19 protein-coding genes are annotated in these 22,747 nt (G+C 44.6%); 1 reads left to right on the plus strand and 18 read right to left on the minus strand.

Translation table 11 applies throughout. From position 1 onward, the window contains the following. Positions 1-21 precede the first annotated feature (21 nt). The 9 genes from J2736_RS31200 to J2736_RS31240 form a co-directional block, all read right to left on the minus strand. Positions 22-2,454 (minus strand): alpha-L-rhamnosidase-related protein, encoded by a 2,433-nt coding sequence (locus J2736_RS31200; protein WP_310502468.1) that lies wholly within the window; start codon positions 2,452-2,454, stop codon positions 22-24. Between the two features lie 227 nt (positions 2,455-2,681). Continuing rightward, positions 2,682-4,115 carry a heparinase II/III domain-containing protein gene (locus J2736_RS31205; RefSeq protein WP_310502469.1) on the minus strand — a complete coding sequence of 478 codons (1,434 nt, stop codon included), beginning with the start codon at positions 4,113-4,115 and terminating at the stop codon, positions 2,682-2,684. Next, positions 4,099-5,634 carry a DUF4962 domain-containing protein gene (locus J2736_RS31210; protein WP_310502470.1) on the minus strand — a complete coding sequence of 512 codons (1,536 nt, stop codon included), beginning with the start codon at positions 5,632-5,634 and terminating at the stop codon, positions 4,099-4,101. Before J2736_RS31210 ends, J2736_RS31205 begins: the two co-directional genes overlap by 17 nt. A 183-nt stretch (positions 5,635-5,817) precedes the next feature. Next, a complete protein-coding gene (locus tag J2736_RS31215) occupies positions 5,818-6,213 on the minus strand; it encodes a cupin domain-containing protein (protein ID WP_310502508.1) in 396 nt (131 codons plus the stop codon). A gap of 99 nt (positions 6,214-6,312) precedes the next feature. Further along, positions 6,313-8,268, minus strand: coding sequence for a PAS domain S-box protein (locus J2736_RS31220; protein WP_310502471.1), 1,956 nt, complete (start codon positions 8,266-8,268; stop codon positions 6,313-6,315). Between the two features lie 142 nt (positions 8,269-8,410). After that, the gene (locus J2736_RS31225; protein WP_310502472.1) at positions 8,411-8,839 is read right to left on the minus strand and encodes a GNAT family N-acetyltransferase; all 429 of its coding nucleotides are present in this window, start codon (positions 8,837-8,839) and stop codon (positions 8,411-8,413) included. Positions 8,840-9,065: 226 nt separating this feature from the next. Further along, positions 9,066-13,832, minus strand: a complete 4,767-nt coding sequence (locus tag J2736_RS31230; protein WP_310502473.1) for an Ig-like domain-containing protein — start codon at positions 13,830-13,832, stop codon at positions 9,066-9,068. Between the two features lie 514 nt (positions 13,833-14,346). Beyond that, entirely contained in the window at positions 14,347-14,898 is a 552-nt protein-coding gene (locus tag J2736_RS31235) for a 2'-5' RNA ligase family protein (protein WP_310502474.1), read from the minus strand. Between the two features lie 235 nt (positions 14,899-15,133). After that, positions 15,134-15,667, minus strand: a complete 534-nt coding sequence (locus J2736_RS31240) for a hypothetical protein (RefSeq protein WP_310502475.1) — start codon at positions 15,665-15,667, stop codon at positions 15,134-15,136. A 104-nt stretch (positions 15,668-15,771) separates the two neighbouring features. Here J2736_RS31240 and J2736_RS31245 point away from each other — a divergent pair, with 104 nt between their 5' ends. Beyond that, on the plus strand, positions 15,772-17,235 hold the full coding sequence (locus J2736_RS31245; RefSeq protein ID WP_310502476.1) for a hypothetical protein: 1,464 nt from the start codon (positions 15,772-15,774) through the stop codon (positions 17,233-17,235). Positions 17,236-17,306: 71 nt separating this feature from the next. On the opposite strand, the gene J2736_RS31250 is transcribed toward J2736_RS31245, so the two are convergent. The 9 genes from J2736_RS31250 to J2736_RS31290 form a co-directional block, all read right to left on the minus strand. Beyond that, positions 17,307-17,594, minus strand: a complete 288-nt coding sequence (locus J2736_RS31250; RefSeq protein ID WP_310502477.1) for a PhzF family phenazine biosynthesis protein — start codon at positions 17,592-17,594, stop codon at positions 17,307-17,309. Beyond that, positions 17,588-17,899, minus strand: coding sequence for a PhzF family phenazine biosynthesis protein (locus J2736_RS31255; protein WP_310502478.1), 312 nt, complete (start codon positions 17,897-17,899; stop codon positions 17,588-17,590). Before J2736_RS31255 ends, J2736_RS31250 begins: the two co-directional genes overlap by 7 nt. 26 nt (positions 17,900-17,925) lie before the next feature. Further along, a complete protein-coding gene (locus tag J2736_RS31260; RefSeq protein WP_310502479.1) occupies positions 17,926-18,387 on the minus strand; it encodes a hypothetical protein in 462 nt (153 codons plus the stop codon). A 21-nt stretch (positions 18,388-18,408) separates the two neighbouring features. Further along, complete coding sequence (locus J2736_RS31265) at positions 18,409-19,074, minus strand: class I SAM-dependent methyltransferase (RefSeq protein ID WP_310502480.1); 666 nt, start codon at positions 19,072-19,074, stop codon at positions 18,409-18,411. After that, positions 19,074-20,003, minus strand: a complete 930-nt coding sequence (locus tag J2736_RS31270; RefSeq protein WP_310502481.1) for a DMT family transporter — start codon at positions 20,001-20,003, stop codon at positions 19,074-19,076. The genes J2736_RS31265 and J2736_RS31270 overlap by 1 nt, the downstream gene beginning before the upstream one ends. 55 nt (positions 20,004-20,058) lie before the next feature. After that, positions 20,059-20,802 (minus strand): PIG-L family deacetylase, encoded by a 744-nt coding sequence (locus J2736_RS31275; protein WP_310502482.1) that lies wholly within the window; start codon positions 20,800-20,802, stop codon positions 20,059-20,061. After that, entirely contained in the window at positions 20,799-21,098 is a 300-nt protein-coding gene (locus tag J2736_RS31280; RefSeq protein WP_310502483.1) for a DUF1806 family protein, read from the minus strand. Before J2736_RS31280 ends, J2736_RS31275 begins: the two co-directional genes overlap by 4 nt. A 180-nt stretch (positions 21,099-21,278) precedes the next feature. Further along, positions 21,279-21,638: a Rieske (2Fe-2S) protein gene (locus tag J2736_RS31285; protein ID WP_310502484.1), complete on the minus strand. Its 360-nt coding sequence runs from the start codon at positions 21,636-21,638 to the stop codon at positions 21,279-21,281. A gap of 15 nt (positions 21,639-21,653) precedes the next feature. Next, the gene (locus J2736_RS31290) at positions 21,654-22,709 is read right to left on the minus strand and encodes an amidohydrolase family protein (protein ID WP_310502485.1); all 1,056 of its coding nucleotides are present in this window, start codon (positions 22,707-22,709) and stop codon (positions 21,654-21,656) included. Positions 22,710-22,747 lie beyond the last annotated feature (38 nt).

The following is a 22,747-nucleotide window of genomic DNA, read 5'->3' on the forward strand; positions in this document are numbered from 1 at the left end:
TAGCCGGGCTTCCATTGTAGGTTACTTCTTTGTCGGTACATCTATAATGTACGAGCCTGCCCCGAATTCTTCCCCGTAAACTGTTCCCACATACCCCTGCGGTATACCCAGTTCAAGCTTCCATTGCTGAGTAGTGGTATGGTACAGCTTCATCTTGATTTCTCCTGCTTCCACTGGTAGATCTGCTTGAATCTCTTCAATCCCGCACGGGTCCGGGCTCAAAGAAAACCGCCGATGGCCAGGCTCGATCGACTGAAATCCAAAGATGCCTTCAAAAACAAATACAATCGGACTCGCTCCCCACGCATGACTAGCGCTTGAGAAATTAACTTGCCCATTTTTTTGTTGATGAAATATTTCCCAAATTTCCCAAGTCGTGTCTGAGCCGGCATCTAGCATAACGCCGTAACGCTCCTGAATTAGTTCGAGCGCTCGTTTCGCCTTGCCGAGCTTAATTAGCGCTCTACAGATAACAAGCATAAAAAAGGGGCTGCCCGCGGTAACATTCTTTCTGGCTTCCGGCTCGAAAACGTTCTTGTAAATTGCAATCGCTCTCTCGTCCTTTTCCTCATGTAGATGAAGAATGGCTAGTGCGTTAGTCGGTTCACTGATGCTGTCGCTGAGCGCGCCGTTAACAAGGCAATCGGCGTATGCGCCTTTGCTCTCATCCCATAACAAAGCAGGAATCGAAGACTTCAACGTACGAATCTTCTCTAAATATACCTCTTTCGCATCCGCGTCATTCAATTGCCCGGCAAATTCACATGCAATCTGCAGCGCTTCAAGGTATTGCAAGTTAAGCGGAGTAATCATGCCGCCCCGCTGGTCGTCTGGCACAGGGCCGTCTGGTCTCTCCCCCCAATCCGTGAAAGACCAATACGGAACATCAGCTAGGAGGCCATATTCATTTTCGTATGCAGAAAACCAACGAAGCGCCAATACAACATTAGGCCACCATTCCTGAATGAGCTCCAAATCCCCGCTGTACGTTTGATGATCCTTGAAAGAACAAATCCAAGCAAGGCAAAAGGAAGGAATCGGAGGAAAATTGTGATGTCCGTCCGGATATCTCGACTTGGTCATACCCATCCAATCCTGCGATTGTCCGATTTGTTTCAGCAGCTTGCGATGCAGGCGCGAATCTCCAGAATAATGATAGTTGATAACGGCCTGCCATCTACCGTCTCCCATCCACTGCTGCTGTTCCCGGCTGGATGAATCCAAAAAACCGTCTTGCATGCAAAGCCGAAGGGTACGTGCCGAAATATCCCAGATACCAGACAAGCGATCGTCGCTGCACACCATCTCTGCTGTCCTTTTAAGCGGATATTTTCTCGTTCGAAGACCTACACGATGGAACGTAACTGGCCCTCGGTGATTTCGCAATCGGAATTGCACGTATTTACAAGCACGCCAGGCAAACGAAGTTTCCAATACGTTGTGACCTTCGGTTAGAATGAATCGGTCAATAGACCTACTGCTGTTAAGATTAATTAAAGCCTTGCCTTCCCACAATTCCTCGGCATGCACAGCATCAATGACATCTCCTTGACAGCCGGTTACCTCCAGTTGCAAATAGCCAGCTTCCGTCTCAGCAAACTCGAATGTAATAACCGATGCTTCTCCTTCGGGAAGGGCTGCAAACATGTATTCGTCAAACCGCTCTTTGTCCTTGACTTGCATTCGAATGGATTGTTCTTCGGTGTGAATCTGTTTATGCAACTGGGACACCGGATAAGGGATCTCTGTCATGGTACCGATGCCCGCAATAATGTTCGCTGCCAATTCCGATTCTTCAAGCAATGGAATGTCACGCGCCGCCCAATTCCAGAACGGAGATAACTGGATCCCGCGACCCTTCGCTGCAATCCAGCTCACGTCATCAAAACCTGTTTCCAACCAGCCACCTGGTGCCAACCCGGCGTCGTAAATTTCAATCGGGCCCTGGCAGCCGTTAATTCTCGGTGCTTCGCGGTTGAATGCCTCTGCGAGGAGGCATTTCCAACTTGAATCGCTATGGACCTTAACTTGAAGGTGATCATCAAAATCAACAGTCGCTTCCGCTGCGATTGCGGGTATCCGGCTCACGGATTGCCCCGTTCCATATCCGTAGTGGGCGGCTAATACGGCAATCACATTCGGTCCGGGTCTCAGATAGGCGGAAATATCTAACTCATCGTAATATTGCATGCGTGGATCACTGCGGCAAGGACCACGGCCAATATAGACGCCATTCACATGCAATTTATATCTGGAGTCCGCGAAAATTTTGATCGTTGCGCTAACTGGCATCGCGGCAAGTTCAAACGTTTTGCGAAAATAGCAAAACGAGTTACGTGGCTGTTCATAATGGGTCTCCACCTCTGCCGGATGCCAGATTAATTCGGTTTGTCCTGACCAACCGTCAGATACAGAAGATTTTCTTGCAAATCGTTCATGGATTGCTCCTGTCATAAAGCTCAAACCACCTTCATCAAATTGTAAATCCTTTCTTTCTCGGTTTACAGTAAGTATAAAAGAATATCAATTAATTAATAATTCAGCAAAACAACAAATAGTAATACAAAATCTACGATCATTTTTGTTATAGATGAGAAAAAAGGCAACCGACCCAAATAGGGCAGCTGCCTTCTCTTGCGATTCAATCGTTCTCCGTAAGCTTAATCTAACCTCTTCGTAAATCAGATTCGTCTAAGTCGAAGCATGGCAGACTCACCCCGGAGTATGATAGGCTCCCGTAGGCTCAGTACCCCATCTCGGATACGCCCGTGTCGTGTGAACGTTAGACCTTCTGGTGCCTGCAAAACTTCGTAATGACCAGGTTCAATTTCTAGATTCCCCCAAGAGACACGAAGACCGTCAATGTCCCGCCATGCCTCCAGCACCGTTTGGCCAATAACGCCATCAATTTCTGTAGGCAGAATCACTGTTTGTAGCGATCCCGGCATAGGCGACTCATCCAGTGTAAATGCACGATAACCCTTCTCCAGCTGCAGTTGTAGTCGATCGGACGACGCCGTCCAGTGCACGCCTTGACTGTTTAAGCGATTTTCGATATTCCCTCCCTCTGGGAGATCGTGACCCGTACTCTCGTCACGAAGGTGGATCGGACTGGACATAAGGAGGGATAGATTCGCCTCGCCCTCGACGGACACGGAAAGTCGTCCGTCTCCCCATGCAATTGTAGAGAGCATGTTGCTCTGGGCGACGATGATTCCGTCTCGTTCGGCCTTCGTACCGTGTACGAGCAATAGAGATCCATCACGGACCGCCAGTGCCGCGCCTTCGAATCGAAATCCGAAACCGCCAGTATCTACTAGACCCTCCGGCGCCGTTCGTACGTATAGCATGGTACCATCAGCGAATGCCAATCGGATAAAGTCCTCGTATTCCTCCGACATTATCTCTTCTGGTGAATTGTCCAACCTATAGGGTGCAAGGGTCGCAACTAGGATAGCAGCGTTCGTCTTGGATGTCGCAAACGTCGCATGTACCTGTGTCATACCTGAGAAGCCAGCGACCGGAGGCACCTCCTCCCCATTGGGATCACGGAAATGAGTCTTAACCGAAGCCTGGTAACTGCAAGCTTTTCTACCAAGAAAGCGAACTTTCAAACCGGCCTTCCCCTTTTCAATCGTTGCGCCACCGTTAGAATCGAGCGTCAGACGCTGATTCGCATGTAGATTCCATTCAAAAGAGACACCAGCCGGCTTGGAGGTTGCTAAGTCGTCGATGACGACGAAGACAGAAGGCCTCACATAAACGATGTGTCTAAATGCGCGAGTAAGCTCACCCTCATAGGCTCCAACGGCATCACCAGTTGTAGCGTCGAAGGCGGGATGGGACGCGAATCCAACAATTCGCCCCTTGGCGTCGAAGTCGTTGACTGGCTGCCCCTGCCCTCCATCTAACGTGATCGCGTTCGCAGAGATCGTCCTTTTGGTGAACCCCTTGTGATGAGCGCTGTTGTAATAATCGTAGAATCCGCTTTTGATCGCAAGTGACTCGCCGTAGGCATGCAGGATGAAGCTATTTTGGTCTGCTAGACTATTGCTGTAACTGCCGTAAGGACTAGAACGGAAATACAGAGAGATTCTCTCAGGATCGGAGGTCATCGTGCATAGCAACAAGTCCAGTCGTCGGGAACCACTTAGATTTGGGTAGATCGCATAAGGGCAATTGACCAAGACGATCATCACCATAGATGTAATCGTGCAAACCTAGCGAGGGCTCTTCACCGATCGCCTGGGACGCCCACTTCATGCGCGGATCGCCATATATATGAGCCATGCGGTTCAAGAGACTGATGCTTGGCAAATCCGGTTTGTAGTGGCTATCATTGCCGAACACGCCGGACGGGCTTCCATGCGGGAACATGTAAAGCGGGTACAGTCCCTCGTTGCGAGAGAATGCTTTATCATATAGGTTTATGGCGCCTGCGCTCAGTAGAACGTCCATCAATTCCTTGTTGGAGCCGGACGACCACTGCCAGTATCCAGTTCCTTGAGACCAGGAGCCATCCTCTCCACCCCATGGTGGCAGCAGATTGATGAATGGGGGTATAGATTGTCGAACCCAGTCTTCAGCGTCCGGGATATCGTTCAACATGATCGTGCCGATAAGTCCGATATAGCCTATGATCGTCCAACCATGAGAATCAAACGGAAACTGATAGATAGGTTGTCGGACTAAATAATAGTCGATTAACGCAGAAACACGTGTATGTACCATGTGCTGAACAGCCTTTCGTTCTGCCGTCGACAGCAAATCGTACACCCAATCATAGGCGATAGAGGAACGGTAGGCGATAGCGCGGTGGACTTGATCATTGATATCGAATCGGGTTGCCCCGTCGCAGTCCCAAGAAGTGAATTCCATCAAAAGATTTTTAGCATGGTCTCCGATAACGCGGTCGCCCGTAAGAAGATAAACGAATGAGGCTGCCAGTAACCGGTCGAGCGCTGAATCGGTATATTTACGAAGGTCCTGCAGAGCCTTAACGTAAGCTGGGGAACCTGTAGATTGGGAACCGTCCATATAAGGGAAATTAGGGTCCTCAGGCAAAAGTTTTTCTAGACTTGCAAGCACTAAAGCGTGAGTCTTTTCGAATACCAACTTCGCGGTGCCATGCTGACGACGTGCACGGAAGTCAGAAAGTACTCTGGGATTCGTCCAAACTCTCGGATGACCGACCTCCATGCGCGCCAGCATCTCGTTTATCGGCGGCACGGGGAATGGTACGCTTGATTCCGTGATCCGAAACTTTCGGATAGGGCTCCATTCAGACCAGCCCCCTGCTAGATTATGGTACCTTACCCGCCAATACCAAATCCCCGCATTTAATGTGTAGGGAAAGTTAAAAAAGTTGTTCGTCAACTCCATTGTCTCGCGAGCGCCTCGATCCATGGCAGCCTCCTGCGAGAGTTCCAGCCAGTAAAGGTCCGCCCCGGGTACAAATGGCCAACTAAAGTCGGGGGGATTCTGTGTCGTGACGAGTGCAGCAGCCGGACGGAATGGGAAATTGGCGTTCGCCTCCAAATCGGCCGGCCATACTTGACGCGCATTTTGGTACTGCACCGGCGCCTGCGACTTCTCCTCCGATGAGGAGTCCAAATCTTCACTTAAGTTTTCCATGTATTTCCCTCCTGATCTCAAAATACCACATACGTTTACACGAACCAGTGCAAATTTTATACTTTTGCTTCCAATAGAAATGTATTATTTGAATTTTAGTGATATTTTGCGTCATTCGTGTTGAAAAACAACATAAACCACTGACATTCGAGTCAGTGGTTTTCAAAGAAATGGTTTACCGGCTTATTCGTAGGTCTTCTTGTAGCCCAGCATTTCAGCAACCGGAGCGAGTACCGTGAACACGGCTTTTTGAACGGCCCACGGCGGATTTACCGTGCGGATTTCGTTTTGGTATTTGAGCATCGGACGCGACATACGAAGCAGGCTGGGCAATCCTTTACTGTTGAGCATGCCGTTTCTGGCAAACGCGAAATAGCATTTGAAAAAGCCGTCGATCTCGAGCGCCGGATAAAATCGCTGAATCGTATGTGCTTCCTCGGCACTTTCATTCCAGAAATAATGCGCTACGCCGGCTGGAATCTCTAGGCTATCACCGGGCATTAAAATATGGGTCTTGCCGCCCATATGAAAATGAATAACGCCGGAGTCACGAAGCGTGGAATGTCTACCGCGGCCGATGTCGAAAAGGGTTAATTATTCGTGTTGACAGTGATCAGATAACAAAAAAAGCCCGCGGTTTACGCGGACTTCATTCGGACAATGTACTTGTCACCCGTCTCAATCTCTCACTTTTGATTTCAACTTCTCAAGTCTATCAATAATTTCTGAAATTGCGTTAATACTAATCGGCTTGCTGATGTATGCGTCCAGACCTTCAGATAAATATTTCTCACAGTCGCCTTTAATAGCGTGAGCTGTCACTGCCACAATATACGGGCGTTTCTTGCCATTTAACATGTCAGTAATTAACTTCGTTGCCGTTAATCCATCCATCCAGGGCATTTGAATATCCATGAAGATGATATCGTAATTGTTACGTTTAACAGCTTCCACGGCTTCTTTTCCGTTATGTACCAAGGTCGTTTTGTGCCCGAGTTTCTCTAACATTTTATTGATCACAACTTGATTCACTTCATTGTCTTCAGCAATTAATATTTTCAAGGGTTGTGCTGCTGAATTTTCGACGATATCATCCTGTTGTGGCCACATATCATATGGCGACGCATCTACATGATTCGATAAAACTTTCAAATTGGCTGTGAACAGGAAAGTTGATCCTGATTGATCTTCGGAAGATTCATGCCAGATTTCACCGTCCATAAGCTCAACAAGCTTTTTACAGATAGCTAATCCTAAACCAGTGCCCTCTGTTCGCCGAGTCATAAAATGATCAACTTGATAAAAGGGTTCAAATAAATGAACTACCTGTTCCTTAGGTACACCGATACCTGTATCTTTAATTGCAAATTGAAGACGAACTGAATTCAGGTCTTGCGATACGTTATCAACACTGATCGAAATCGCACCGTTTGGCGTAAATTTTACGGCATTGCTGAGTAAATTCATCAAAACTTGTCTCAACTTCGTAATATCTCCATGAACCAAGCTAGGAACCTTAGGACAGACCGATGTCGTGATCTCCAGATTTTTCTCTAGAGCTTTAGACATGACCATACTTAGCGATTCTGATATAATATCAGCCACATTCAAGGGTTCTTCCATTAATTCGGTTTTACCGGATTCGATTTTGGAGAAGTCCAGAATATCGTTGATAATCATAAGCAATGTGGAGCCACTCTTTTTAATAATTTGTACATATTCAATCTGCTCTTCGTCCAATTCGGTCTCTAAAAGAACATCTGTCATACCGATAACTCCGTTCATCGGCGTACGGATTTCATGACTCATCATGGCTAAAAACTCGCTTTTAGCTTTATTCGTCTTTTCAGCGGCTTCTTTCTCAATGATTAACTTTTTCTGTTCCGTCATGTCTTTCGCTATGATGTAAAAGCCCTTCGTCTGCGTCTGGATGATGATTGGAGCTAACGTTACTAACACTTCAACGGAATAACCATCCTTGTGTTGAATGAAAGTGATTTCTTTTTCAACTTTTTCGATTTCCACATGATCGTTTAATGCCAAAAGCAAATTCGTCGCATTTTTTTCACCTATTAATTTGGACATTCCATTGCCGATTAACTCTTCAATCGGATATCCGGTCATGTGTTGCACAATAATATTGCCATTAATAATAATGCCGTCCAAACCAAATGAAATAATAGCATCGTGGTTGTATTTCTTTAACGACGTATAGCGTTCAATGCTTTCTTGCAGTTTTAGCTCTGCTAGTTTGTTCTTGGTTACATCGATAAATTGGGTCATAAAATATATAGGCTTCCCGTCGTTATCATCACGAATTAATGAAACAAATACGGAAGCCCAAACGATATTACCATTTTTATTAAAGTACCTATTTTCTAATTCAAATGAAGGGATAACCCCATCCAATAAAGCAGTTAGTAAACCACTGGTGTTGTTTTTATCATCAGGATGTCGGATATCTTCTAGTGTGAAATTCATGAATTCTTCTTTTGAATAGCCGAAAATATGGCAAACCGCAGGGTTAACATTTAACCATTTGCGATCCATAGAGATTAAAGCGATCCCAATCGGAGCATTTCGATATAAGTGCTCAAATAAAGCTTCAGAGTCAAATAACTTAAGATCCTGCATCAACGTATTCCTCCTTTTGAACTAACGCGATAGCAGCCTCTTACTTACCCCATGGCAGCTACTCCTATATTACCATAAAAAGAGTACTTGTCCGTTAGCTTAATCTATATCAATTGAAGTTGCGTTCTGCTGCTCGATAAGCTCAGTATGAAATAAATTCTAATGATGGCTTATCTATCTGTAAGGATTCAATACAATTACCGTTCGTGTATTCGCTGATCGTCTTCGTCCAAAATAACTTCGCAACCAAGTTTTTTTCCAACCAAGAAACGCTCCAATTCCCTTTGAACATCGCAAACGTTTTATGAGCAATTTTTTTACCAATACCTTGTCCTCGATACTTTCTTAATATGAAAAATTCCGCAATTGAGAATATTGACGATTTACTATCAGCAATTTCACGAACTAAAACAAAACCCGCCAGCTTACCAGACTGCATAATAAAGAAGGGGTATCGACCTTCTTCTGTCCAATAATGATCAAGATACATGTAATCAAAAAGACCATACTCATTTACATCATCTTCACCATTATCCTCAAATTCACTCATATCGTACTGATATAGTTCCATGAGGTTGCGTAATATCATTTTCCTATCAAAGGATACCTTGATTAACTCCATACAATGCCCCTTCTTTCCATACTATAATTCTATCGTACCATTATTTAGCAAAAGTAACAGTTGGAAAATATATAAAAAAATAATTCAGAATTATTTTTTACACAAAAAAAATCACATCATGAGATCTGATGTGATTTCTATGACATATACCTCTACCTCAACATCGTGCAAATACTTACTTGGTTACATTGACAATCATCGTATCACTAGACGTGGCACCTGCATAGTTAACAAGTTCAGCTCGATAAACATAGGTGCCCTTTGCCTTATTGACTGCGACATTCAAAGCAGATTGAGCAGTCGGGCTGTTATTGGTCAATGCTTGTGTATAGATGAGAGTACCATTCTCATATAAGTTATATGTTGTCCCATTAACTCCCCACCACATGTTCATGTTGATGTTGAAGTTTCCGTCACCATCCCAGTTATCGTTGGATAGAACCGGTTTGGCTGGCGCTGCTTGCGTTACGTTTACCGTGAACACATTACTCTTCGTTGTACCATACGCATTGGTAAGCTCAGCGTAGTAACGATAAGTGCCATTAGGCTTATAAGTAATTGATGTAACGGTTGATTGGGCATTCGGCGTGTTATCTGAAAGAATCTTGGTATCGATTAACACATCATTTTCATAAAGCTTATAAATCTTGCCGTTTTCACCGTACCACATTTTCATCAGAATATTATAGTTACCATCGTTAAGGCCAGTATCATACCCATTATCATCGGAAAGGACAGCTGTGCCCGGCTTAGCTTTACTTTTGGATACAATATTGCTTACAAGATAAGAAGTAACATTCGATACATTACCGACTGCATCCGTTCCTCTTGCATAAATCGTGCTGTTTTCAGAGATAACCACTGGAGCGGCGTATGCCGTCCATAAGCCGTTATCTCCTACTTTGTATTCTTTCACCGCTGCGTCGTCCGGATAATTGATCGTTACGGTAACGTCCTTATTGGTTGGTGCTGTAACGTCAGCTGACAACACGGCTTCGACCGGTGCGATGGAATCGACGAACAACACGATGGAGACCGGGTCCGCTGAAATTCCTGCCGAATCGATCGCTTCAACGGTAATATTATTATTGCCTTGCACTAGCTGCAAGGTAGTGTTAAATCTCAAATCTGAACCAACTGATACTGAAGTCCCGTTTACTTTTACCGTCGCAGCCCTATTCAGGGTGCCCGTAATCGAATAAGTCGGTTGAGTTATGGAGCTGCTTTGTTGATCCAATGTAAGGACAAGCGGGCCTACCCATTGTTCATTGGAGAGGACAGCACTTATATAAGAATTTCCTTCCTTCTTCACAGTGAGCGTAGCTGTATAGGTTTCAAACTTGCTGCCGTATTTCGCTGTGATTACAACTGTAAATACCCCTGCGTTTATTTTACCTTTCGATTGCCAGCGGTAGAAGCCTCTTGGGTTGTTGGCATCCGGAGCCCTGAAATCTTCTAGCGTTGGCACAACCAGATTGCCATTGGCATCATACACTTTAGCGGAAGTGAGAGTAGCGCGATCCCCGAGAACAAACCAAGAGATCCAAACAGCACTGGCCGCGCCTGTTCCCGGTATCGGGTCCACCTGGCGGATTTCAATCAATTCGCCCTCTTTCGCTTTTACAGTAACCTCACAAGTGGCGATAATGCTGCCAATCGTCGCTGTAATGGTCGCCTTCCCCTCTGCATATGCGGTTACAAGCCCGTTTTGATCTACTGAAGCTATATCCGAGTCGCTCGATGTCCAAACAACGTTCTTATTCGTGGCATTGCCGGGTAATACATCGGCGATAAGCTGCTTCTTGTTTCCAGCGAAAATGGTAGTCGTCTCGGCATTTAACACGATTTGCTGTACGGCCACTTCCGTGGTATTTTTCACATAAACCGAGACTGGGACAGAGTTGCCATCGTCAAGCTTAATGATGAAGGCGCCTTTCCCAATGGGATATTGCCAACCCCTAAAATCTTCTTTGATCTTGGTCATGTCGCTAGTTAATGTAAGAGTAAGCACGCCCGCCGTTAAAGTGCCGGATGTGTGGCCCGACGCGTTTTTAACGGAGAAGAACTCAGCTTCATTGTTCTTGAGCAGGGTATAACCCATACCACTGGGCACGGAGTCGCCTACGAAAATCTCAATGGTTTTCGTCTGGTTCCCATCAAACTTAAGCTCATATCCATCTGCGTTCAAGTAATTGATTGGCCTGAATGGCATCAGATCCATATGGCCGTTTACGTCATACTCTAAAGCACCAATGTCGGGGGCCTCTCCCTTATAGCCTTTGCTGAAGTTGGGAATCACCCAACCGTCGTCTACACCAATGCTATCGGCCGTAAGTCGGTAGTCGCCTCTCTGGGGGTTTACAAACGCAGCCTTGGCTGTTTCGCCGTCATAACCCGTAAGCGCTGTAAAGCCGTGTTCTTCTTTAGGCTCGCCGACATAGGTGTTAAGCTGTATCGCTCCGTTAGAAATATCATAGTCGAAGCTGGAGCCGGGTACAGCGTACACATGGGCCATGCCCACCAGTTGAGGGCTGGCTAGTTCAATTATGTTATTTCTATAAAATGACCTGTTGAATAGCCCGCTAGTATTCGCTATGCCACCGCGCGCGCCAACAGCGCCTTCGGGGAGTATGATTGTATTGTTGAATACATGATCCAGACCACGGTAGTGATACCAGTGCGCCGGTTTCGAGGCGCTTGCATCCGCTGTGCCATGCTTTAAGCCGCCAACCGTATATTCAAGCTGATCCCCCTGATTGGTAATAAGGTTCCTGAACACGTATATAGGGCCTAGCGCACTGCTGTCAAGGCTTATCGGTTGGCTTGCGGCTTCTATTTTATTGCCGTAAACCCTAACGTTCATGGAGCCGCCGTCAACCTCAAGACCATCGGCGTTCGCGCCTAAAACATAGTTCCCGTAAAGATCGGAGTCCCAGCCTATACCTCCGTCATACGCGGAGTTGTTATAGGTTGAAAGACCATAGCTCCAGTATTTGTCGTTGCCCGCTACAATGTCATTATAGCGAATAACAACGCCTTCGCCGCCCCTCAAATAGAAACCGTCGACGCCAAGCGGATGCCGTTCGCTCCATCCATTAACGCCGGAGTTGCTGCCCCAGCCTGTGGCTGAACCTTTCGGGTCATGCATATAGTTTTTCTCAACAAGGATATAATCTACATCGCTAATGCGGATACCGGCATCGGTGTTGATTGGCCGTACGTTAGCATCATAGAACCACCCCGTGCGCCTGTCCACTATAGTCCTTCCGCCGGCGTCCGCCCCAGGAAGATTATTGCCCAGATACTGCGTGCCGTACCTGCCGAAGCCGGAGACATCGCAATTCACAATGCGAATATGTTTCGCCGAGCTGTGAACGGTTATACCGTTGCGCAAGCCGCCTCTTACAATCAAGCCGTTAAGTTCAACATACTGAGAGTTGCCCAGGACGACCGTATCCCAGAACTCGTCGGTGGCGTTAATCACGATTCCGTATTTGTTAGTTATTTTAATCCATGCGTCGGCGGTACCTTTCAAGCCCTGAAGTGATAATGGTTTGCCTGCATTCGCCATCTCGGGTGTGTAGAAGTCGCTTACGTCATATTCAGTAGAAGAATAGGTGATTTCCTCACTCAAGGTTGTGATTGAAGCTACTTTTACAATGCTTTTACTTTCAATCGTTAGTCTTACTTCATATATTGTGCCCGGTTCAAGCCCCACGATAGAACCCCTGAAGTTTTTGTAACGATCGTCATACATCAGGTTCATGGCTTTTTCCCAATTGTTTTCACCCTGTTTTCTGTACTCCAGAGTATGATCTGTGTTAAAGGGAATAGAAGCCGTTACCGATGGTACCCAACTTGCTGTTGGTTTCCAATCAAACCTTTCGTTGGCCGCATAATCATAGTCAAAGTACACGCTTATATTTTCAAACGTGGCTCTCAACATCAGTTCATTATTGGTATAAGGAACGAATTTTCTAAAGAATTGTTCGTTATATATGTCTGAGCCGATCCCAAACCGCCCAGCCTTCGTTGTAACTGTAGTTTGGAATTCATACGGGGCGCTGCCATTGGTAGGCTCAATCCGTACCCTAAGCAGTTGAGTCTCTTTCTCGTTTAGATGTCCCACGCTACCTACAAAACCGGCTTGTCCGGGGAAGAATGTAGACAACTTATTAACATATTGCGGTTCTGGCGCGAGTACCCAAGCAAACCCTGTGTTTACAGTATCCATCTGCGGGCTGAATAACTGCTCAGGATTTGTTGATCGGCGCCAAACCGTTACTTTAGCGTCCGGGTCGTCAAGCGGAATCTCATACCACCCGTCTCTGGATAAGCCGTCGGTTTTGATTTGATTTGCTGTGGCTTGCGGGATATTATTTACATCGTACAAAGTAGCGTCAAGCGTTACAAAAGCTTTTACCGCCGAGGAAGTCGCTTCTATATTCAGGTTTATAGCGTTCTCACCGAATACCTCTTTATAAACCTTTACAAGGGTTTCAAGCGGTATATAGTTTAAGTCTCCTTCCCTGTAAACCTGCGTGCCTGTTGGAAGATTAATTGTAGTCCCTATGCTTCCGGCACCACCGTAAGTGTTATTTGTAACGGTAACAAAGCTGTCGCCATGCTTGGCTATCATTTCAAAGTAGTCATTTTTCATAGCAAAGCCGCTGCCGTCAAGCAAATTGTAGGATAACGCGCGAAAGTCGTTTGCCATTGCCTCTGACGCTACCCAAAGGATTCCATTTTCATCGTACTTATTACTGTCTAGTACGCGCACGAGCAGGCTGTTAACATAAACCTCAACCTTTTCGTTGCCAATGGTACTCGCGTACGCTGTGTACGCCATTGGACTTCCAATAGGTGATATGAACGTGGCCAGCAGTGACACGATAAGCGCCACCGCCAAGAACTTCAATTTTGGAAAAAAACTCTTTGTCATTCCTAATCCCTCATTTTCTTAGGTTTTTGATATTCCACACATTCAAACTTGATGCATAAAACATTTAAAACAAAACTTAAACGAGGTCGTTATTAATCAGCTGCTTGAAATCTCATTTCCTCCTCCCTTGCACTTGAATGCGGAACCATGAATGGAAACGATTACAAATGCAGTGTGATTTTATATTGCTGTGTTGTCATAATTGGAGTCTGCACCTTGATGAAATCGGTATTATGATCCCATTGTAGCCCCATACTTTCGTATTGTCTTTGCCCTGCATTGTGTTAAAATGTTGTTGTATTGCGATGCGTTATATGGAGGTCATCCTACTGACTCTCTTTTAAGGATTTTCATCTGCATAGGTCCAACCTTCTATTATAGACAACATGCTGAGCAGATTTCCCATACTGCAGAGCTTTTTCCGATCCTCGTGGAAAAATACATAACCAAAAGCCGTCGCACAATGTTGCGACGGCTTTTGTGATATGAACTATAATTCGCTTTTCTTTAGAAGTTACCTTAAAACCTTTGAGTGTATTGATGGTGATTTTATGCACTTATTATTTTCATATATAGCTTTTATTAGTGATATTTCAACGATTGTAGTTGTTAACGGTTCTATTCTTGTAGTGCAATAAACAATGGCCTCTTTTAACTTCTCTTCGTTTAGTCTGTTAGCTATTGTACAGTGAGGTATCCAATTATTCGGAAGATATTGAGTTTCAGCGCTAGTTTGATATATTTCAAAATTCTTATGATGGTTATTGTGGAATTCTAAGAACTCTCTGGAAGGAACAGGGCTAAGGAATAGTGCTCCTGAGTTTAAGAAAGTCCCTAACGAATTCAGATTAATTGAAATCTGTTTTTTAGATTCATAGAAGTTGTCAAACTTGGCGATAAATTGTTCAATATTAACACCAGAATCATACCCTGCTATCGTAATATGTGGTCGTCTATCTTGTACTTCCTCAGCATATTGAGATAAAGCTTTATCACTCAACTCTTTCCAAACCTGCTTTATATAGTTTTCCGTATTTGAGTCTAAATGAGCAACAACTCCGTACATGTTATCTCCCTCCAAAAAATTACTAATAGATTACTATTTTGGATAATATTAGACTGCGTCATTTAACAATCCTGCCAGTTACTTGAATGAAAACAAGGAGCAACTGTCACCGCAGTTTACTCCCTGTTATTGTGCTAGTTTTATCGTTACCTACTAACATTTCCAAAGTTGGTATCCGATTGAACTGTCGTTCCCCGTCAATAATTTGACTCACTGTATTCATTTTACAACTACATTAGAAATTACGTCTTTTCTCTACTATCCACACTACACTAAATATCAGAATTATTAGGAACAAAAGGCTCACCGTCAAGACAATCCAACTTTGCTGATAGAATCTATTTGAACTCTCCACTGAAACTTGAGAAGATTCTTTTTTAAATACAGTGGGTTCGAGTTTAATCTCCCTCATTGCTGCTTCTTGAGCTGCATCCCAAACACCAGTACCACCGCATAAATTGGTTCTTAACTTCCCTTCCCTCTGGCTGCCAAAAACCAGATAATCGGCACCAATTGTATAAGCATCCCATCCGGTATCATAAATCTCGAATACGGGATCCTCTATGCCTTTCCATGCTTTCTCTACTTGGAAAACAGTTAGTCCTTCGGTTTTAGTCTCAATCACTCTTCCCTTAAAAACGACAGAGCTACGTTCCATTTCCTGGATAGTTGGATGTGGTGCTGCGCAAGACAAAGCCTCCACTTTAGGCACGGTATTCAAAATAGAACCAATCACAGCAAACATTACAATTACAAAAAGTTTCTTCACAAGTTATCTCGCCCTTAACCGTATTATTTTATTTTTGACAAAGTAACATTTTCGTAAATTTAACGTTTAATTCATTAAACAATAGATAATGAGGTGAAACCCTAATGAAGAAGTTCGGTCTTCAAAAATTCGCTGCTCTCACAACTGCCGCCGCACTATTGCTTACCGATCCGCTAACGTCAGCCGCTTACGCTGCCAGCAATTCCGTGAAAGTCAGCCTACCCACTTACCCTGTACAAATAAACGGGGGTATCATCGATTCGTCCAAAGCACAATACCCGCCTATCGTCTACAAAGACATTACTTATTTGCCATTAACCTGGGATTATACTCGCTCTTTATCTTTAGAGTACACGTGGAGCGACTCGGAAGGGCTTCATGTCAATGCGACTGGAAATCACTATCAGGTACCGCCAGCAGCTGATAAGAATAGCAGCAACAAAAAACCGACATATACAGCAGAACTCGTGAATTATCCCGTCTTTGTCAACAACAAACCGATCGACAATCAATTGGAGGAATATCCGCTGCTAAGTTTTCGGGATATTACATACTTTCCGATGACCTGGCATTTCATGCATGACGAATTCTACATGAATTTGTTTTGGAACCCAAGAGACGGATTCGCCGTCGTAGGTCCGCAGCGTCATTACCTAGACTCCTTTGTCAACGACTCCGCCGATTACCTGTACCTTTACTCTGGCTTACAAACGTTTAAAATTGGGAAATCATTAACTGATCAGCCAACGCTATTGACAGAAGAGGAAAGCCAGAAGCTTTCCGCCATGCCGACGAGATCAGGTGCCGAACCGTTATCTAAAGCGGAATTCATTTCACCAGACTCTGCGTCCATTGAACGAAAGGAGAAAACATTTTATTACAAAGGACATGAACTACTCTCGTTGATGCCTGCGGACGGTACAACTTCTTCGGTGGGATTCATGGAACGTTCATACGCGGGCTTAGAGTATAAGGAAGCATGGCTTGATCTGGGAACAGAAAGAAAGATCTTATCGTTAGTAGAGACGGACACCAATAATCAAATTCTTCCGGACTTTTCTACCTATTACCGCTATTTCTTCGTAGATGGCAATGAACGACCTGTACCCTTGAATGAGTTCACCCACTGGCCCATCTCCAGTGTACAACCAAATCCAAACGGAACTTGGTGGTTGACGAGCAGACCAATTGCAGGGGATTATATTAATGGTCGAAATGGTTTTATCAGAGGCGAGCTCAGTCTACTCCAGCCAAACGGTCAATCCGTTTCCGTGAACCGTCAACTGAAGATAGACGAGATTGAAGTACTTTCCCATCAAGAGGACGGCACACTCATCTTTCGTGCTTATACGCGTACCATGCAGAGAGAAAATCCTGCCTTTGGCATTTATAAAATCGATACCTCAGGAAATCTTGTCAAACTGAACGATCTATTCGGTCAAGCCTACGTAAGTAGCGATGGCGACCTTTGGGCAACGGACCGCTACATAAACCGGATTGTTAACATTACTAAGAATATGAACAAATTGTGGATGGACTATGAATTTCCGTTCCCCGACAACAATTAAGCTCATACGGACAGACGGCAGCCATCCCTGGCTGCCGTCAGGTTCATTCTTACCCAAATTATGGATATACGCTATATGAATAACTCACTTTTCATAACTGTAATTGCTTGTCCCGCCATCAAAACCCTGTCTTGTTGTAATTCTAGTTTTAGTAAGCCACCTCGTGCAGAAGCTTGATACGCATACATTTCAGTTTTGTTTAATTTCTTGCTCCAATATGGAGCAAGACCACAATGCGCGGAACCAGTAACGGGATCTTCGTTGACTCCTAGTGCTGGGAAGAAGCACCTCGAAATAAAGTCGAAATCGTTCGATTTGCTTGTGACATTTATCCCTCTTGTTTTGATAGTCCTCAACATAGAGAAATCAGGTTAATTAGTTCCAAAGGATAATCACTTTCACTCACAGGTTCCGCTGGAAAGTTCATTTGAATCCACGAACCATTCATACTCGCAGTCAAAAGCCCACTTTTTGTATAGAAATTTGCCTGTTTATCTTTTGATAGCATTTCTGTTTCCCACAAGATGTGTGCGCTTGCTAACGTAGCATGTCCACACAATGCAACCTCAGTGTTAGGTGTAAACCATCTAAGTGAATACCCCTCCTGCTGAGGTGACAAGAAGGCTGTTTCAGATAGATTCATTTCTGTAGCGATACTTTGCATTAAAATATCATCGAGTTCACCCGAAACTATATCGTTTTCCCCTTTTTCTTCGCATCTGCATCCTTACCAGCTCCAATTGCTAACCCCATGCACATTCCAATTGATATTCCTATGCCAATATTGTCAAATACAGTTAATCCAAAAACAACACCAAAGCTCATCCCCAAGGACATGAAAATTCCTGTGTAATATCCCTCTCGGATCAACTTATGTTTTATCTGAAGATGAGAAGAGATGTGATTAATTAATTGTTTATATGGCTTCAATTTAGTATCTTCTATCCTGTTCGTATCCTCTTTTATTAGCATGAGACAATTCATTAATTCTAGTAGTTGTTGCTCACAATCCTTACAACTTGAAGAAAAGGAATCTAACTTTTCAACTCCCCGTTCACATTTATCTAAATTGAGCTTCTTTAAAATTGATTTGCTAACAGTACCCCTAAGCTCCCTTAAAAGAGTTTTAACGTGATCTACTCGGTTTTCCAATTAATCTCCCCCTCCTTCTTTTTACATTAACTTTCTCACGCACCAAGTACTCATACAACGCTGACCGGCCACATTGACCGTTTTAATAGGCTCAACAAGTATCCCCTTCAACTCTTCCGTAGTTTTGTGTAATCTCTCCTCATCTACAAGAAAACGGATGCTCCCGTCTGGAAGTTTATAACGTTCATCACCGAGTGGCTTTACCACCGTTTCAATTCCAATTGAGGATGCAAGTCGTACAAACATCAGCCCGCCAGGCTTAAGTACACGCCATAATTCATGCACCATTTGCTGAAAATGGGCCTCATTCTCAGCAAAATGCAGAACGGCATTACTAATAATAAAATCAAAATAGTGATCATCAAAGCTCATCTTCTCAACAGCTTCAACCCGAGTGCGCTCGTTCGACCAGTCAGGTGCTAGCTTCATGGCAAGCTTCTGAACAGTGTCAATCGCTTCCTCAGATCGATCCACAGCATACACTTCATAACCGTTACGCAGGAAATAAATAAGATTGCGACCAGGGCCGCATCCGGCATCGAGAATCCGCATTCCTGGCGTAATACGACCTTTTAATAGCTGATCAAATAAATAGATATCAATATCGCCAAACTGCTCTTTTAGATTCATATGCTTCACCTGTTTACCTTTAAAATACTCAGCCCAATGATAATGGATTGATTTCATTATGTAATTTTCGGCCTAGTCGTGTTGGCTTGCACCGCAGGTTTCCGCTTCTCAAAGCTTATCCACGCCAAACCTGCAGCCATGAACAAGGCACCGAACAATTGCGAGCCTGAAATGCCCTCGCCGAACCAGAAATATCCCGTAATCACGGCAGATGCTGGTACGACGTATCGAAAGAAATTCGCTCGTGTTACACCGATTTTGAACATACATGCATTCCATACGATGAAGGCTATCACGGTGCTGATCAGTACGTTATACAGGATGGCAACATAGCTAGCTGTTCCAAGATCTCTCCAGGCAACCTCGCCCCAAGAGCCAATTGTAAATGGAAACATAAATAAACTGCCAAACAGGATAAACCAAGTACTCACTCGCAGGGCAGAATAGCGTTTCATCAATGGCATGCAGACAACGTTAAACAGCGCACCCACTATGCTGACTCCGAACGCAAGCAAATTACCAATCATATTGTCCGAACCGAGACTGAACCCTTCATTACCTCCGAGAATGATGAGGCAGACACCGATAATTGCCGCGACACCGCCTACGACCAGACGTAATGATATCGCTTCACGCAAGAACAATGGAGCGAACAAAGCCGCAAAAATCGGCCATGGTGCAACATTAAGCAGCGAAGAATTAGCTAGCGTTGTGTATTTAATTGAATACATGACGCCGATCTCCAAAACCGTTATCCCAATTAACCCGATCAGCGCTAGTTGCACGCCTGTTTTGAAAGGAATGCATACGTTTCCTTCCTTCACCTTAAGGAGCAGGAAAAAGATGGGCACCGCCAGGCCGAAGCGCAGAAATGTGAATAAGATTGGATCAAACGTCTCCATCGCATACCGGGATACCCCGAAGTTCGCCCCCCATATAGCTGCGACGACTACTAATCCTGCATAACTAAACCATTTTTTTGTCAATCCTGTCCCCATCCTATCTAAATCTATTCGTTATCCAACAAAAATACAGCAAGCTTTAGCTAAGAAACCCTCGTGATCCAAGGGGAATGCTAAACAAATCATCGAGATTCTCTTCCGAGGACCCTCTATCTGCCCTCAAAAAATACTCATATCTACCGAAATTAGCAACTGCCTCGTGGTCTGGGAGCCACACCCATTCGTCAATTCCGGTTTGACATCGGTGGGCCCGAAACGCGGCGAGTTTGGCTTCCAAGTGAGCATGCACATCGATTTTCATAACATCCTTACGGGAATACCCATACCGTTCCGGACGCTCCATTGCGTTACCAAATGTAATGAAATATAATGCACCCCGAATCCCACTTCTTTGAAAAGCTGCTGTTGTTGCCTTCCCAATTGCACAATGGTCTGGATGTCCACCCAATTTCTCATGAAAAGTAAGTACGACATCGGGTTTTACTTCGTAGATAAGATCCGCAATGCGTGAGGTCAGGCTACTTTCATCAGCAAACTCAACTGTCTTATCACGGATATCCAAAAATAGGAGACGTTGGATTCCCAAACTGTCGCAGGCACTTCGTAATTCCATTTCACGTGCAGCTGCCATCGATTCACGGTTAAGATAAGGTGGATTGCCCATGCGTCTACCCATTTCTCCCCGCGTAGCACTCACTAGCGTTATGTCGACACGTTCACTGGCATACTTGGCGAGGGTACCTCCACAAATAAACGACTCATCGTCGGGATGGGCAAACACCGCGAGCAGCTTTTTCAATGGCGATTTATTCGTATTGTTCATTCAGGAAACGGCTCCTTTCCGATGTGCAGAGCAACATTCATCCGACCTCTGTCATCATAACCAGCCAATAAAAGACGACCATTCGCATATATTTCATAATGAGTGAGTGCCTCCATTCGCAGCCAGCCATGCCCATCAAATCGAAGAGCGACACGAAATGGACCTTCTCCTGCTATAAAGGCATGGGTTACATTGACCTTACAATTGCGAACGAATACAAATGAAGTTGCTTCGCTGTGAATATATGCATCAGAGCCGATGAAGGCCTGAAGCTCGGTTTCTACTTTCGACTTCATGATTTTAACCATTGCTTAGCTTCTCTTTTCTTCTGGAAGGAATTTTATTGTATTGTTACATAATCGTATCACAGCTTATTAAACAAATGAAATAACCGCTTACTCCAATTCTAATAAAAAAGGAATCAAACAGGGGGTATTGCCCCTAATTGATTCCCTCAACATGTGTAATCTCGTTGCTTACTCCCTTTTAAGTTCAACACCTACTTTGCCATCTTCTACATTCACTTTATATGTTTTCACCCAAACCTTATCGTTAAATAGTGATTTGCCTGTTCGAATATCAAATTCCCAGCCATGCCATGGGCAACGGATGATTTCGCCGCTTTTACCATACTCATATTCATAAACGTCCGAAGGCATTGTAGTACCAGAAACGAGTCCTGCACACATCGGCGCCCCTTGGTGGGGGCAATAATTGTTTAATGCGAAATATTCGTTGTTTACCCGGTATATGCCAATGCTCTTCCCTTCAATCGTAACGACGGCGTGTCCGCCTTCGGAGACAGCGTCTGTATCAAGCACATAATGTACCGTCATAATGTCCTCCGTGACTTAAAGATGATAAAGGCCCTTCGCATTTTCGTAAAAAATTTTACGTTTCGCTTCAGGTTTTAGCCTCCGCAGAATCATACTTGGCGAATCAAAGTCCCAATGCGGATAATCGCTTGAGTACAAAATCATATTCTCAGCATCAATCATATTAAACAAATCGATCAAATGCTGAGGATTGTCTGGTTCCTCAATGGGCTGTGTCGTTAAATAGCAATGCTCTCGAATATACTGACTGGGCATTTTCTTCAACCATGGGACTGTGGAACGTAAAGCTTTGTAGTTCTTATCCAGCCTCCACATCAGGTGTGGCAGCCAAGCTATCCCCCCCTCAGTAAGCACCACTTTCAATCTTGGGAACTTCTCAAACACACCTTCGCATACCATGCTGACGAGATGAGCCATAAACATTTGCGATAAGCATGTATGCCACTCGATGTATCGAGAAGGATAGCCTGCTGCAGTAGGGGCCGTAGAGCTGCCCCCACCTTCCGCACCTGGATGAATTGCAATAGGTAAGCCATTTCGCTCCGCAGCCTCATAAATAGGATGATACAATCGTTGTCCCAACGGTGCGCGAGCCGCACTTGAAATCATCACTTCGACGATATCGGGATGCCCTCCGATGCGATCAATCTCTCTGGCAGCAAGATAGGGGTCTTGTGTGGCGACAGCCATGGCGCCTTTGAACGCCTTATGTTTACCAAGCCATTCAGCAATCAAATAGTCGTTATAAGCTGAACAAATCACTGCTGCATAGTCGGGATCGTGCGTCGTAGAAATATTATATACAACCCCGGTTAGCACGCAGTATTCAACATTGTAGCCCTCGACCAGTTGTTTAATCATCAAATCAGGATCAGAGCCCGCTTTACCACCGCCAGTAGGAATAGCATCCTTCTTCATGACACCAACGGGCGAATAGTAGCCAGATCCAGCATAACCAATGCCAGTTGCCGCTACACGTGAACGCCATGGTTCAGCCAGATACGGTAGTAAATCCACATCATTTTGTTCATTATGGACATCCACATCAATAACTTTATAATCTTCAGCCATAAGGTTCCCTCCGATCCAGTGAATAAGAAATGTTCACT

It is taken from the genome of Paenibacillus qinlingensis, from assembly GCF_031455095.1.
GTDB classification, from domain to species: Bacteria; Bacillota; Bacilli; order Paenibacillales; family NBRC-103111; genus Paenibacillus_E; species Paenibacillus_E qinlingensis_A.

Coding starts and splice junctions, on each gene's coding strand:
- J2736_RS31200 (WP_310502468.1), bottom strand. CDS start 2,454: ATGACAGGAGCAATCCATGAACGATTTGCAAGAAAATCTTCTGTATCT.
- J2736_RS31205 (WP_310502469.1), bottom strand. CDS start 4,115: ATGACCTCCGATCCTGAGAGAATCTCTCTGTATTTCCGTTCTAGTCCT.
- J2736_RS31210 (WP_310502470.1), bottom strand. CDS start 5,634: ATGGAAAACTTAAGTGAAGATTTGGACTCCTCATCGGAGGAGAAGTCG.
- J2736_RS31220 (WP_310502471.1), bottom strand. CDS start 8,268: ATGCAGGATCTTAAGTTATTTGACTCTGAAGCTTTATTTGAGCACTTA.
- J2736_RS31225 (WP_310502472.1), bottom strand. CDS start 8,839: ATGGAACTATATCAGTACGATATGAGTGAATTTGAGGATAATGGTGAA.
- J2736_RS31230 (WP_310502473.1), bottom strand. CDS start 13,832: ATGACAAAGAGTTTTTTTCCAAAATTGAAGTTCTTGGCGGTGGCGCTT.
- J2736_RS31235 (WP_310502474.1), bottom strand. CDS start 14,898: ATGTACGGAGTTGTTGCTCATTTAGACTCAAATACGGAAAACTATATA.
- J2736_RS31245 (WP_310502476.1), top strand. CDS start 15,772: ATGAAGAAGTTCGGTCTTCAAAAATTCGCTGCTCTCACAACTGCCGCC.
- J2736_RS31250 (WP_310502477.1), bottom strand. CDS start 17,594: ATGTTGAGGACTATCAAAACAAGAGGGATAAATGTCACAAGCAAATCG.
- J2736_RS31255 (WP_310502478.1), bottom strand. CDS start 17,899: ATGCAAAGTATCGCTACAGAAATGAATCTATCTGAAACAGCCTTCTTG.
- J2736_RS31265 (WP_310502480.1), bottom strand. CDS start 19,074: ATGAAATCAATCCATTATCATTGGGCTGAGTATTTTAAAGGTAAACAG.
- J2736_RS31275 (WP_310502482.1), bottom strand. CDS start 20,802: ATGAACAATACGAATAAATCGCCATTGAAAAAGCTGCTCGCGGTGTTT.
- J2736_RS31280 (WP_310502483.1), bottom strand. CDS start 21,098: ATGAAGTCGAAAGTAGAAACCGAGCTTCAGGCCTTCATCGGCTCTGAT.
- J2736_RS31285 (WP_310502484.1), bottom strand. CDS start 21,638: ATGACGGTACATTATGTGCTTGATACAGACGCTGTCTCCGAAGGCGGA.
- J2736_RS31290 (WP_310502485.1), bottom strand. CDS start 22,709: ATGGCTGAAGATTATAAAGTTATTGATGTGGATGTCCATAATGAACAA.